Annotated in this window: 13 protein-coding genes and 2 pseudogenes; 10 read left to right on the plus strand and 5 right to left on the minus strand. The window is 70.6% G+C overall.

Annotated features, from left to right (window positions below; genetic code table 11):
• Window positions 1–122, minus strand: a pseudogene (locus tag FYW95_RS27080) (2-amino-4-hydroxy-6-hydroxymethyldihydropteridine diphosphokinase); the annotation flags it as partial.
• Between the two features lie 85 nt (window positions 123–207).
• On the opposite strand from FYW95_RS27080, the gene FYW95_RS27085 reads away from it, so the two are divergent.
• The 6 genes from FYW95_RS27085 to FYW95_RS27110 all read left to right on the plus strand — a co-directional run bounded on the left by FYW95_RS27085 (window position 208) and on the right by FYW95_RS27110 (window position 3,691).
• A complete protein-coding gene (locus FYW95_RS27085; RefSeq protein ID WP_159945581.1) occupies window positions 208–585 on the plus strand; it encodes a DUF3054 domain-containing protein in 378 nt (125 codons plus the stop codon).
• Between the two features lie 218 nt (window positions 586–803).
• Entirely contained in the window at window positions 804–1,577 is a 774-nt protein-coding gene (locus FYW95_RS27090; RefSeq protein ID WP_159945582.1) for a TrmH family RNA methyltransferase, read from the plus strand.
• Between the two features lie 52 nt (window positions 1,578–1,629).
• Complete coding sequence (locus tag FYW95_RS27095) at window positions 1,630–2,265, plus strand: GNAT family N-acetyltransferase (RefSeq protein WP_159945583.1); 636 nt, start codon at window positions 1,630–1,632, stop codon at window positions 2,263–2,265.
• Window positions 2,266–2,419: 154 nt separating this feature from the next.
• Window positions 2,420–3,019, plus strand: coding sequence for a GNAT family N-acetyltransferase (locus tag FYW95_RS27100; protein ID WP_160050997.1), 600 nt, complete (start codon window positions 2,420–2,422; stop codon window positions 3,017–3,019).
• 88 nt (window positions 3,020–3,107) lie between these two features.
• Window positions 3,108–3,308 carry an Arc family DNA-binding protein gene (locus FYW95_RS27105; RefSeq protein ID WP_159945585.1) on the plus strand — a complete coding sequence of 67 codons (201 nt, stop codon included), beginning with the start codon at window positions 3,108–3,110 and terminating at the stop codon, window positions 3,306–3,308.
• Complete coding sequence (locus FYW95_RS27110) at window positions 3,305–3,691, plus strand: type II toxin-antitoxin system death-on-curing family toxin (protein WP_159945586.1); 387 nt, start codon at window positions 3,305–3,307, stop codon at window positions 3,689–3,691. The genes FYW95_RS27105 and FYW95_RS27110 overlap by 4 nt, the downstream gene beginning before the upstream one ends.
• A 73-nt stretch (window positions 3,692–3,764) precedes the next feature.
• Here the strand turns inward: FYW95_RS27110 and FYW95_RS27115 are convergent, their stop codons facing one another.
• From FYW95_RS27115 to FYW95_RS27125, 3 genes are read right to left on the minus strand one after another with little or no spacing between them, the layout of a single operon-like run.
• The gene (locus FYW95_RS27115; protein ID WP_159945587.1) at window positions 3,765–4,511 is read right to left on the minus strand and encodes a succinate dehydrogenase/fumarate reductase iron-sulfur subunit; all 747 of its coding nucleotides are present in this window, start codon (window positions 4,509–4,511) and stop codon (window positions 3,765–3,767) included.
• Window positions 4,508–6,454, minus strand: coding sequence for a fumarate reductase/succinate dehydrogenase flavoprotein subunit (locus FYW95_RS27120; protein WP_159945588.1), 1,947 nt, complete (start codon window positions 6,452–6,454; stop codon window positions 4,508–4,510). Before FYW95_RS27120 ends, FYW95_RS27115 begins: the two co-directional genes overlap by 4 nt.
• Complete coding sequence (locus tag FYW95_RS27125) at window positions 6,455–7,111, minus strand: succinate dehydrogenase cytochrome b subunit (RefSeq protein WP_159945594.1); 657 nt, start codon at window positions 7,109–7,111, stop codon at window positions 6,455–6,457.
• A gap of 131 nt (window positions 7,112–7,242) precedes the next feature.
• Here FYW95_RS27125 and FYW95_RS27130 point away from each other — a divergent pair, with 131 nt between their 5' ends.
• From FYW95_RS27130 to FYW95_RS27145, 4 genes are all read left to right on the plus strand, one after another.
• Complete coding sequence (locus tag FYW95_RS27130; RefSeq protein WP_159945589.1) at window positions 7,243–8,187, plus strand: LysR family transcriptional regulator; 945 nt, start codon at window positions 7,243–7,245, stop codon at window positions 8,185–8,187.
• Window positions 8,188–8,561: 374 nt separating this feature from the next.
• Window positions 8,562–9,374, plus strand: coding sequence for a hypothetical protein (locus FYW95_RS27135; protein WP_159945590.1), 813 nt, complete (start codon window positions 8,562–8,564; stop codon window positions 9,372–9,374).
• 25 nt (window positions 9,375–9,399) lie between these two features.
• Window positions 9,400–11,355, plus strand: a complete 1,956-nt coding sequence (locus FYW95_RS27140; protein ID WP_159945591.1) for a fumarate reductase/succinate dehydrogenase flavoprotein subunit — start codon at window positions 9,400–9,402, stop codon at window positions 11,353–11,355.
• Window positions 11,352–12,146 (plus strand): succinate dehydrogenase/fumarate reductase iron-sulfur subunit, encoded by a 795-nt coding sequence (locus FYW95_RS27145; protein ID WP_159945592.1) that lies wholly within the window; start codon window positions 11,352–11,354, stop codon window positions 12,144–12,146. The genes FYW95_RS27140 and FYW95_RS27145 overlap by 4 nt, the downstream gene beginning before the upstream one ends.
• A gap of 54 nt (window positions 12,147–12,200) precedes the next feature.
• On the opposite strand, the pseudogene FYW95_RS27150 reads toward FYW95_RS27145, so the two are convergent.
• A pseudogene (locus FYW95_RS27150) lies at window positions 12,201–12,327 on the minus strand (ATP-binding protein); the annotation flags it as partial.

Below are 12,327 nucleotides of genomic sequence, written 5' to 3' on the forward strand. Positions count from 1 at the left end.
AGGTCGGCGACCGGGCCGCGGCCGGGCAGCTGGGCCAGGGGGTCGGTGTCCAGCCACGGCTGGAGCACGAACGCCCGCAGGTGCGCGCGCGGGTGCGGCAGGGTCAGTTCCGGGTCGTCGTCGCGCATCCGTGCGCGGTGGCCCGCGCACGGCACCGGTCGCCCGACCCGCCCGGGCGGGTCGGGGGAGCGCGGATAGCCTGGTCGCATGCGTTTGTCGCCCGCCGCTCCCGTCGCCCTGCTCGCCGATCTGGCCTGCGTGCTCGCCTTCGTCGTGATCGGCAAGGTCGACCACCAGACCGGCACCGCCCTGGCCTCCGTCGCCGCGACCGCCTGGCCCTTCGCCGCGGCGGTGTTCCTGGGATGGGTGGCCACCCTGGCCTGGACCGCGCCTGTCCGCATCTGGCCGACCGGGGTGTTCGTGTGGGCGGTGACCGTGGCAGGGGGCATGGTGCTGCGCCTGCTGACCGGGGAGAACGCGCCGCTGAGCTTCGTCGTGGTCACCTCCGTGTTCCTGGCCGCGACCATGCTCGGCTGGCGCGCGGCGGCCCTGCTCGTCCGCCGGGCGCGACGGCGCCGGGCCTGAGGGGGAAGGCCGGGGCGCGGGTCCCCGATCCCCGGGGAGCACCATGGCCGGCCCGGCGCCCCGCCGCCGAGGCCCTCGCGGGCGGCACGGTAACCAAGATCACCGAGGCGGCCCAGGTTGGCGGCGGGGCCCGGACCATCCGGGGCCGGGACTTCCCACGGGGGCGTCATCCTGTGGGAGCCGCCAGGGTCCTCCGGGGCGTTCGTAAGCTGGAACGGATGAACGAGCACCCCGCACACAGCCTCCTGCCACCGACGGCCGCCGGTCCCGGCGACGGTCCCGCCTCGCGCGCCCCGGACAACGGGGAGGACGAGGCGCGCGGCGAGGTGGGTGTGGGCCCGTGGGCCGGCCCCTGGCCGGAGGGGGACCACTACGACCCCGAGCTGCTGGCCCAGGGCGACCGCCGCAACGTGGTGGACCGCTACCGGTACTGGCGGCGCGAGGCGATCGTGGCCGACCTGGACACCCGGCGCCACCCCTTCCACGTGGCCGTGGAGAACTGGTCGCACGACTTCAACATCGGTTCGGTCGTGCGCACCGCCAACGCGTTCGGGTGCGCGGCGGTGCACATCGTGGGCCGCCGCCGCTGGAACAAGCGCGGCGCGATGGTGACGGACCGCTACCAGCACGTCCACCACCACCCGGACACCGAGGCGCTGGTGGCGTGGGCGTCCGAGCGGGGGCTGCCGCTGCTGGGCGTGGACAACCTCCCCGGCGCGGTGCCGCTGGAGACCTACCCCCTGCCCCGGGAGGCGGTGCTGGTGTTCGGCCAGGAGGGGCCGGGGCTGTCGGAGGAGGCCCGCCGGGTGTGCCGGGCGGTGCTGTCCATCGCGCAGTTCGGCTCGACCCGGTCGATCAACGCCGGAGCCGCAGCGGCGATCGCCATGCACGCCTGGGTGCGCGCGCACGTGTTCGACCAGCCGGTCTCGGGCAGCTCTTCTGTCGCGGAGGCCACATCCGGTGCTCCCGCCCCCACCACGGCACTGTCGTGACAGTTCCGTGATCTAACATGAGCCAATGGCCCCGACCCGGAGAGAACCAGGGATGAGTCCGATCGTCACCGCAGCCGCCCGCCCCGCCACCATCGACGACGTGGCCGGTATCGCCCGCGTCCTGAGCAGAGCGGCGCAGGAGGATCCCCTCTTCCACTGGCTGTTCCCCGACGACGAGCTGCGCGTGGCCCGGATGCGGCGCTTCTTCGCCCTGGTCGCGGGCTGGGGCTACGTTCCCGTGGGCCGGACCAGCGTGACCGAGGCCAGGGACGACTCCGAGGACGCCCCCGTGGTGCGCGGCGCGGCGCTGTGGGCACCCCCCGGCGCCAACCCCGAGGGCCAGCTGGTGTCGCTGCGTACCTGGCCGCACTGGGCCTCCCTGATCGGCCGCTCCCGGCTGGCGGGCTTCGTGCGCGTGTTCGCCGAGTGGAAGCTGGCCGCTCCCCAGGAGCCCCACCTGTACCTGGCCACGCTGGGTGTGGACCCCGCCGTCGCGGGCACCGGGATCGGCGGCGGACTGCTCTCCCCCGGCCTGGAGCGCGCCGACTCCGAGGGGCTGGCGGTGTTCACCCAGACGCTCAACGACAAGGCGGTCGGCTTCTACGAGCGGTTCGGCTTCCGGGTGCTGCGCGAGGTGGAGAGCCCGGACGCGGGGACCACCTACTTCCTGCTGCGCGACCCTTCCTGAGCTGCACGGAAAGCGTTCCCGACTTTCCGGGAAACACCCCACCCGTGACGTTTCCGTGATCTACCATGAGCGGTGATCAGACCCCCGGTGACAGGGAAGAGGCACCGCCCGTGACCCCACGGCAGCAGCGGAGCAGGCCGTCCGCACCGCGACCATGAACGACGTGCCCGGTGTGGCGCGGACCCTCGGCCGCGCCTTCTGCCGTGATCCGCTCTTCCGGTGGCTCTTTCCGGACGACGGCCTGCGCCTGGGGCAGACCGCCCGGGCGTGCGCGCTGCTGGCCGGGTTCGGCTACGTGCCGAGCGGTCACGCCAGCGTGGCCGAGTCCACGGAGGACCCCGCGCGCGGCCCGGTGGTCCGGGGCGCGGCCCTGTGGGCGCCGCCGGGCCACCGGGCGGACGGCCCCACGGTGTTCCTGCGCTCGCTGCCGCACTGGGCCCGCCTGGTGGGGCTGTCCCGGCTGCCGGAGGTGGCCCGATACCTGGGCGAGCTCAAGGCGCACGCCCCGGAGGAGCCGCACTGGTACCTGTCGATACTGGGCTCCGACCCCGCGGTGCGCGGCCGGGGCGTGGGCTCGCGGCTGCTGCGCGCGGGCCTGGCCCGGGCCGACTCCGACGGCGTGCCGGTCTACCTGGAGACCACCAGCCCCGCCTCCATCGGCTACTACGAGGGCTACGACTTCCGGGTGGTGCGCGCCGTCAACGGCCCCTCGGGCCCGTCGGCCTACTGCATGCTGCGGCCCGCCGCCGCCTGAGCCCCGCCGGACCCGCCGCCGGGGGGCGTGCTCCCGGCGGCGCGAATTGATCCCATGGCCTGGTACCAGTTGCGGGTACCATCTCTCCATGAGCATGCACGTGCGTCTGCCTGAGGACATACAGAACCGGATCCGAGCCGCGGCCGAGGAAGACGGCAACAGCGTCAACACCGAGGTCGTCGTGGCGCTCACGGAGTTCCTCCAGCGCCGTCAGACGGAGAGAGTACGCCAGTACGCGTTGGAAATCGCCAAGGAGGACGCCGAACTGCTGGCGAGGCTGGCCGAGTGACGCACTACCTGACGAAGGCCGACACGGCGGCGATCATCGATGCGGCACTGCCCCCGTACGTGACGGTGAGGGATGCCGGCCAACTCCACGCGGCGCTGCTGCGTCCCCAGACCACTGCCTTCGGCGAGGACGCCTACCCCGACCTGTGGCAGAAGGCCGCTGCCCTGATGCAGTCCCTTCTCATCGGCCACCCCCTGTCGGACGGGAACAAGAGACTGGCCTGGATCAGCGCCAAGGTGTTTCTCCGCCTCAACAACCAGGATGTGGGCAGGCCCGACCAGAACGCGGCCTACGACTTGGTCATCGCGGTCACCACCGGCGAACTCGTGGATGTGCCCGAGATCGCCGAGCGGCTCAGGAAGCTCATGCCCCCTCGATCATGACTGTCCCGCTTCTGGGAAAAGGCGGGGGCCGCGCCCCGAGGGGGCGCGGCCCGTGCGACGCGGGGAGCCGGGACTAGCCGACGCCCTTGCTGAGCGAGCCCAGCAGGTCGCGGTTGAGCTGGGAGATGGTGTCCAGCGGGATGCCCTTGGGGCAGACCGCGGCGCACTCACCGATGTTGGTGCAGCCGCCGAAGTCCTCCTCGTCCTGCTGGTTGATCATCTTCACCACGCGCGAGGCCCGCTCGGGCTGCCCCTGCGGGAGCATGCCCAGGTGGGTGACCTTCGCGGCGGTGAACAGCATGCTGGACGCGTTCGGGCAGGCCGCCACGCACGCGCCGCAGCTGATGCAGGTCGCGGCGTCGAAGGCGCGGTCCGCGTCCGGCTTCGGGACCGGCATGGCGTGGGCGTCCGGCGCGGTGCCGGTCGGGGCGCTGATGTAGCCGCCCGCCTGGATGATGCGGTCGAACGCGCCGCGGTCCACGACCAGGTCCTTGATGACCGGGAAGGCCTTGGCCCGCCACGGCTCCACCGTGATGGTGTCGCCGTCCTTGAAGCTGCGCATGTGCAGCTGGCAGGTGGTGGTGCGCTCCGGGCCGTGGGCCTCGCCGTCGATCACGACACCGCAGGCACCGCAGATGCCCTCACGGCAGTCGTGGTCGAAGGCGACCGGGTCCTCGCCCTCCAGCGTGAGCTTCTCGTTGAGGACGTCGAGCATCTCCAGGAAGGACATGTCCGGGGAGACGTCGGTGAGCTTGTAGGTGGCCAGCCGCCCCTCGTCGTCCGTGCCCTTCTGACGCCATACGCGCAGGGTGATGTTCACTTGTAGCTCCGCTGCTTCATCTCGACGTACTCGTACTCCAGGGCTTCCTTGTGGAGCACGGGCTTGCTGTCCTCGCCGCCGAACTCCCAGGCCGCGACGTAGGCGAACTCGTCGTCGTGCCGCAGGGCCTCGCCGTCCTCGGTCTGGCTCTCGGAGCGGAAGTGGCCGCCGCAGGACTCGCGGCGGTGCAGGGCGTCGATGCACATGAGCTCGCCCAGCTCCAGGAAGTCGGCCACCCGGCCGGCCTTCTCCAGGGCCTGGTTGAGCTCGTCGTTGGTACCGAGCACCTTGACGTCGCGCCAGAACTCGGCGCGCAGCTCGCGGATGCGCTCGATGGCCTTGGTCAGGCCCTCCTCGTTGCGCTCCATGCCGCAGTACTCCCACATGATGTGGCCGAGCTCCCGGTGGAAGGAGTCGACGGTGCGGGAGCCCTGGATGGAGAGCAGCGTGTCGATGCGGGAGGTGACCTGCTCCTTGGCAGCCACGGCCTCCGGGTGGGACTCGTCGATCTTCTCGAACGGGCCCGCGGCCAGGTAGTCGTTGATGGTGTTGGGCAGGACGAAGTAGCCGTCGGCCAGACCCTGCATCAGCGCGCTGGCGCCCAGGCGGTTGGCGCCGTGGTCGGAGAAGTTGGCCTCGCCGGTCACGAACAGGCCCGGGATGGTGCTCTGGAGGTCGTAGTCGACCCACAGCCCGCCCATGGTGTAGTGCACGGCCGGGTAGATGCGCATCGGAACCTCGTAGGGGTTCTCGCCGGTGATGCGCTGGTACATGTCGAACAGGTTGCCGTACTTGGCCTCGACGGCGGCCCGTCCCATGCGCTGGATCGCGTCGGCGAAGTCCAGGTACACGCCCAGGCCGCCGGGGCCGACGCCGCGGCCCTCGTCGCAGACGTTCTTGGCGGCGCGGGAGGCGATGTCGCGCGGCACCAGGTTGCCGAAGGACGGGTAGATGCGCTCCAGGTAGTAGTCGCGCTCGTCCTCGGGGATCTGGCGCGGGTCGCGGGTGTCCCCGTGCTGCTTGGGCACCCAGATGCGGCCGTCGTTGCGCAGCGACTCGCTCATCAGGGTCAGCTTGGACTGGTAGTCGCCGCTGACCGGGATGCAGGTCGGGTGGATCTGCGTGTAGCACGGGTTGGCGAAGAGCGCGCCCTTGCGGTGCGCCCGCCAGGTGGCCGTGACGTTGCAGCCCATGGCGTTGGTGGACAGGAAGAACACGTTGCCGTAGCCGCCGCTGGCCAGGACCACGGCGTCGGCGAAGTGGGTCTCGATCTCGCCGGTGACCATGTCGCGGGCGATGATGCCGCGCGCCTTGCCGTCGACGACGATGAGCTCCAGCATCTCGTGCCGGGTGTTCATCTTGACGGTGCCCGCCGCGACCTGGCGCTCCAGGGCCTGGTAGGCGCCGATGAGCAGCTGCTGGCCCGTCTGGCCGCGCGCGTAGAAGGTGCGGGAGACCTGCACGCCGCCGAAGGAGCGGTTGTCCAGCAGACCGCCGTACTCGCGGGCGAAGGGCACGCCCTGGGCCACGCACTGGTCGATGATCTCGACGCTGGTCTGGGCCAGGCGGTAGACGTTCGACTCGCGGGAGCGGAAGTCGCCGCCCTTGACGGTGTCGTAGAACAGCCGGTAGATGCTGTCGCCGTCGTTGCGGTAGTTCTTGGCCGCGTTGATACCGCCCTGCGCGGCGATGGAATGGGCGCGGCGCGGGCTGTCCTGGTAGCAGAACGAGGTGACGTTGTAGCCCGCCTCGCCCAGGGTCGCCGCGGCCGACGCTCCGGCCAGACCGGTGCCGACGATGATCACGGAGAGCTTGCGCCGGTTCGCGGGGTTGACCAGCTTGGCCGAGAAACGGCGCTTGTCCCAGCGCTCGTTGATCGGGCCCTCGGGCGCCTTCTCGTCCTTGATCGGGTCGCCGACGAGGAAGAAGTCGTTGTCAGACAATTAACTCACCAGTCCAAAGGTGACCGCCAGGGGCGGGAGCAGGAAGCCGACGGTCACGATCAGGGAGATGCCCAGCGCGATGGCGTTGAGCGTTCCCTGCCGGCGCGACATGTTGGCGCCGAGGGTGGCCAGGGCACTCCAGATACCGTGCCGCAGGTGGAGACCCACCATGATCACGGACAGCACGTAGAACAGGGTCACGTACCAGAACTCGGGCTGGAACCCGTTCACGAGCCGCTCGTAGGGGCTGTCCGACCTACCGCCGGGGGCGATGTGGTTCGTGGTCAGGTGCAGGATGTGGAAGATCACGAAGAGCGCGATCAGGACACCGCCGTAGCGCATGGTGTAGGACGCGTAGCTGCGGGCCACGCGCTTGTTCACCTTGTAGCGCTGGGCGGCCGGTCGCGCCCTGCGGGCGCGGGCCCACAGAGCCACCGCCGCGTAGATGTGGATCAGCACGCTCGCCAGCAGGACGACGCGGAGGATCCACAGGAGTCCGTTCTCGGGCAGCATCGGGTAGCCCAGCTCGCGGAGGCTGTGCGCGTACCCGTCGAAGGCCTCCTGGCCCGAGAAGATCTTGAGGTTGCCGTACATGTGCGCGATCAAATACAGCACAAGGATCGCCCCGGTGACCGCCATCGCTGCCTTGAGCGCCACCGTGGACCCGTAGGCCGTAGACCGCTTCTTGGTCAAGGTACTGTTCGCCACAACCTGTAACTTTAAATTTCGGTTAAGTCCGGCGTCCAAGTCATCATGATGCTGGCGTCGATAGACATAGGCTATGAACCATGCAGTTCCAGCAGCTGGCCTACTTCGTCGCCGTGGCCCGCACGCGCCATTTCACCCGCGCAGCAGAGCTTTCCCGCGTCGCCCAGCCGAGCTTGAGCAAACAGATCCGCAGTCTTGAGCGTGAGCTGGGTGCGCCGTTATTCAGTCGTGCCCGGGGGAATATCACACTCACTCCGGCGGGCGAGGCGCTGCTCCCACTGGCGCAGCGCATGCTCACCGACCTGGAGACGGCCCGCCGGGAGGTGGCGGAGCTGGCCGGGGTCCGCCGGGGCCGGGTGCGCCTGGGCGCGACCCCGTCGCTGTGCGGGGGGCTGCTGGCGGACGTGCTCTCCGACTTCCATACCCGCTATCCCGGCATCGAACTCCAGGTGGAGGAGAGCGGCTCGCGCGACCTCATCCGCGACCTGGGCCGGGGCGAGCTGGACCTGGCCCTGATCATCCTGCCGTTGCAGAGCAGCGACCCCGAGCTCTCCACCACGCCGATCCTGCGGGAGAACCTGGTGGTGGCGAGCCCCATGTCCGGCCCCTCCCCCAACGGGCGGGCCTCCATCCGCATCACCGAGCTGAAGGGGCGCCCGCTGGTGATGTTCCGGCGCGGCTACGACGTGCGGGAGGCGACCCTGCGCGCGTGCCGGGCGGCGGGATTCGAACCGGAGCTGGCCGTGGAGGGCGGCGAGATGGACGCGGTGCTGCGGTTCGTGGAGGCGGGCCTGGGGCTGGCGGTGGTGCCGAGCATGGTGCTGCGCAACCGGCCGGGCCTGCGCGGCACCCCCCTGGCCCGGCCCCGCCTGCTGCGCACGGTGGCGCTGGCCCGGCGCAGGGACGTGGAGCCCTCGCACTCGGCGGAGGCGTTCCGCCGCCACCTCAACGGATTCCTCCTGGGAATGACGGAGGAGGAGCTGGGACCGGACCTGGAGGTGCTGCTCTCCGAGGGCGAGGACTGATCCTCCCCCTCACCCCCTCTCCGCCGACCGGTCCCGCCGCCGGGGAGCACCCGTCCGCGGGCGGGCGATCTCCTCTACCACAAGGCACTGCCGCCACGGACACCACTGGGCTTCCGCAACGGACTTTACGCGATTTTGGGTGACAAAAACCCATAAAACAGCGAAGATAAGTGGCCTATTTCACACTGCTTTCTCGGCTGTTTCCCGCATCCGGGACGTGACCGTGATCACAACGACCTAACGTTGCGTTGCAGACCGGACCCGCACGGCTCTCCCCGCAGCCGCGCCGGGCACGGCGAGACCGGCCACGGCCGACGGAAGGCGGGTACCGCGACCCCGCCCGGCCGGGCCCTCCCTGGAGGTGGAAGACCACGGTGTCCCCGACCGACAGCACACGGCTCCCGACGAGCCGGGCGCGCATCCCGCAGCGCACACTGCGCACCGACCGCTGGTGGCTCGGCCCGATCCTCACCACACTGGGCCTGGCCACCTTCGTCATCTACGCCACACTGCGGGTGTTCCAGCAGGACCACTACTGGGTCCAGGAGCACCACTACCTCACGCCGTTCTACTCCCCCTGCATCGCCCTGCAGTGCGACCCCGACGCCGCGCTGCTGGGCCGACTGCCCGTGGAGTTCCCGCCGCTGTTCCCCTACGCGCTGGTCAGCCTGCCGATCCTGCTGCTGTTCCGGCTGACCTGCTACTACTACCGCAAGGCCTACTACCGCTCGATCTGGCAGGCTCCCACCGCGTGCGCCGTGCGCGAGCCGCACCGTACCTACACCGGGGAGACCCGGCCGCTGATGCTGGGCCAGAACGGCCACCGGTACTTCTTCTACGCCGCCTTCGTGATCACCGGCATCAACACGTGGGACATGCTCATCGCCTTCTTCCACGGCACCGACGGCGGGTTCGGGATCGGGCTCGGCAACGTCATCATGCTCGTCAACGTGATCATGCTGTGGGGCTACACGCTCAGCTGCCACTCCTGCCGCCACGTCTTCGGCGGGCGGCTGAACAGCTTCGGCCGCAACCCGGTCCGCTACTGGATGTGGAGCCGCATCTCCACGCTCAACCACCGCCACATGCTCTTCGGCTGGTTCAGCATCGCGACCCTGATGATCACGGACGCCTACATCGCCCTGATCGCCAGCGGCACCATCGACGACCTCCGCATCCTCAACTGAGCCAGGGGAAGGAAGGCACCACCACATGCCCCCCACGACACAGCCCGAGATCACCCGCCACGAGTACGACGTCGTGGTGATCGGTGCGGGCGGAGCCGGGCTGCGCGCCGCCATCGCCGCCCGCGAGCAGGGCAAGCGCACGGCGGTCATCTCCAAGTCGCTGTTCGGCAAGGCGCACACGGTGATGGCCGAGGGCGGCGCCGCCGCCGCGCTGGGCAACGCCAACGCCGACGACGAGTGGCGCGTGCACTTTCGCGACACCATCCGCGGCGGCAAGTTCCTCAACGACCCCCGCATGGCCGAACTCCACGCGCGCGAGGCCCCCGAACGCATCCTGGAACTGGAGTACTGGGGCGCGCTGTTCGACCGCACCGCCGACGGCCGGATCAGCCAGCGCAACTTCGGCGGCCACGAGTACCCGCGACTGGCGCACGTGGGCGACCGCACCGGGCTGGAGATGATCCGCACCCTCCAGCAGCGGGTCGTGGCGCTCCAGCAGGCCGACGCCGCGGAACTCGGAGACCCCGAGGCCCGGATCAGGGTGTTCGCCGAGACCGCGATCACCCGGCTGATCACCGAAGGGGGTGACGGCGACGCACCGGGCCGGATCGTCGGCGCGTTCGGCTACCGCCGGGTGGACGGCGGCTTCGTGGTCTTCGAGGCGCCCGCCGTGGTCCTGGCCACCGGCGGCATCGGCAAGGCGTTCCGGACCACCTCCAACTCCTGGGAGTACACCGGGGACGGGCACGCCCTGGCGCTGCGGGCCGGGGCCGGGCTGATCAACATGGAGTTCGTCCAGTTCCACCCCACCGGGATGGTCTGGCCCCCGTCGGTCAAGGGCATCCTCGTCACCGAGTCGGTGCGCGGCGACGGCGGCGTGCTGCGCAACGCGGACGGCGAACGGTTCATGTTCAACTACGTGCCCGACGTCTTCCGCTCCCAGTACGCCGAGACCGAGGAGGAGGCCGACGGCTGGTACGACGATCCCGCCAACCACCGCAGGCCGCCGGAGCTGCTGCCCCGCGACGAGGTCGCGCGGGCGATCAACACCGAGGTCAAGGAGGGGCGCGGCTCGCCGCACGGCGGCGTGTTCCTGGACGTGTCCTCGCGGCTGCCCGCCGAGGAGATCCGCAGGCGGCTGCCGTCCATGCACCACCAGTTCAAGGAGCTGGCGGACGTGGACATCACCGCCGAACCCATGGAGGTGGGCCCCACCTGCCACTACGTGATGGGCGGGGTGCGGGTGGACGCCGACACCGCCGCCTCCGACGTGCCGGGGCTGTTCGCCGCCGGGGAGGTGGCGGGCGGCATGCACGGCTCCAACCGGCTGGGCGGCAACTCGCTGTCCGACCTGCTGGTGTTCGGCCGCCGGGCGGGCATGGGCGCCGCCGCCTACCTGGACGGGCTGGGCGGGCGCCCGGACGCCGGGGCGGTCGTGGACCGGGCCGCGTCCGAGGCCGCCGCCGAGGCGCTGCGCTTCCTCAAGCAGGGCGACGGGGAGAACCCGTACACGCTGCACGCCGAACTCCAGGAGACCATGAACGACCTGGTCGGCATCATCCGGCGCGGCCCGGAGATGGAGCGGGCCCTGGAGCGCCTGGACGAGCTGGCGGAGCGGTCGCTCATGCTCAGCGCCCCCGGCGACCGGGTGTACAACCCCGGCTGGCACCTGGCGCTGGCGCTGCCCAACATGGTCCTGGTCTCGCGCGCGGTCACCGCGGCGGCGCTGGAGCGGACCGAGTCGCGCGGCGGGCACACCCGCGACGACCACCCGGGCATGTCGCCCGAGTGGCGCAGGGTGAGCCTGGAGGTGCGCTCGGACGCCTCGGACCGGGTGACGCTGACCCGGCGACCGGTGGCCGACATCCCGGCCGAGCTGCTCGGCCTCTTCGAGCACGACGAGTTGGCCAAGTACCTGACCAAGGAGGAGCTGCCCGAGACCGTGGCGGCGGACGAGGCGGCCGAGGAGGGCCAGTCATGAGTGAGCGTGTGTTCCGGGTCTGGCGCGGTTCCGGCGACGGGGGCGGCCTCGCCGAGTACCGGGTCGAGGTCAACGAGGGCGAGGTGGTGCTCGACGTGCTGCACCGCCTCCAGGCCACGCAGACCCCGGACCTGGCGGTGCGGTGGAACTGCAAGGCGGGCAAGTGCGGTTCGTGCTCGGTGGAGATCAACGGCCACCCGAGACTGTCGTGCATGACCCGGATGAGCGTCTTCGAACCGGACGAGGTGGTCACGGTGACGCCGATGCGCACCTTCCCCGTGGTCCGGGACCTGGTGTGCGACGTGTCGTACAACTACCAGAAGGCGCGGGAGATCCCCTCGTTCGCCCCGGACCCGGCCAAGAAGCCGGGCGACTTCCGGATGCAGCAGGTGGACGTGGAGCGGATGCAGGAGTTCCGCAAGTGCATCGAGTGCTTCCTGTGCAACAACGTCTGCCACGTGATCCGTGACCACGAGGAGAACAAGGAGCACTTCTCGGGGCCGCGCTACCTCATGCGGGTGGCGGAGCTGGAGATGCACCCGGAGGACACCGCCGACCGCAGGCTCATCGCCCAGGACGAGTTCGGGATGGGGTACTGCAACATCACCAAGTGCTGCTCGGAGGTGTGCCCGGAGGGCATCCGGATCACCGACAACGCGCTGATCCCGCTCAAGGAGCGGGTGGCCGACCGCAAGTACGACCCCCTGGTGTGGCTGGGGTCCAAGATCGGCCGGCGGCCCAAGGACACCCCGCCGGTGCCCAACGTCGGCAGATACTCGAACCGGACCTGAGTCCGTGGGCGGGCGGTCGTCGGCCGCCCGCCCACGGGTCCCCTCCCCCCGGGGTCAGTGTGTGAAGAGGTAGGGGCGCAGGCCCCGGGGGACGGCGGACGGGTCCACGTCGAACTCGGCCCAGACGTTGGTGCCCAGGTCCGCCCAGGGGGCGAGCGGGTGGTGGCCCCAGGCGCGGGAG

Origin of the sequence: Nocardiopsis sp. FR4, from assembly GCF_009830945.1 — a bacterium.
GTDB lineage: Bacteria > Actinomycetota > Actinomycetes > Streptosporangiales > Streptosporangiaceae > Nocardiopsis.

Excerpts from the sequence above, each read along its gene's own strand:
- FYW95_RS27100 (WP_160050997.1), top strand. The coding sequence starts at position 2,420 with ATGAACGACGTGCCCGGTGTGGCGCGGACCCTCGGCCGCGCCTTCTGC.
- FYW95_RS27140 (WP_159945591.1), top strand. The coding sequence starts at position 9,400 with ATGCCCCCCACGACACAGCCCGAGATCACCCGCCACGAGTACGACGTC.
- FYW95_RS27085 (WP_159945581.1), top strand. The coding sequence starts at position 208 with ATGCGTTTGTCGCCCGCCGCTCCCGTCGCCCTGCTCGCCGATCTGGCC.
- FYW95_RS27095 (WP_159945583.1), top strand. The coding sequence starts at position 1,630 with ATGAGTCCGATCGTCACCGCAGCCGCCCGCCCCGCCACCATCGACGAC.
- FYW95_RS27090 (WP_159945582.1), top strand. The coding sequence starts at position 804 with ATGAACGAGCACCCCGCACACAGCCTCCTGCCACCGACGGCCGCCGGT.
- FYW95_RS27105 (WP_159945585.1), top strand. The coding sequence starts at position 3,108 with ATGAGCATGCACGTGCGTCTGCCTGAGGACATACAGAACCGGATCCGA.
- FYW95_RS27130 (WP_159945589.1), top strand. The coding sequence starts at position 7,243 with ATGCAGTTCCAGCAGCTGGCCTACTTCGTCGCCGTGGCCCGCACGCGC.
- FYW95_RS27145 (WP_159945592.1), top strand. The coding sequence starts at position 11,352 with ATGAGTGAGCGTGTGTTCCGGGTCTGGCGCGGTTCCGGCGACGGGGGC.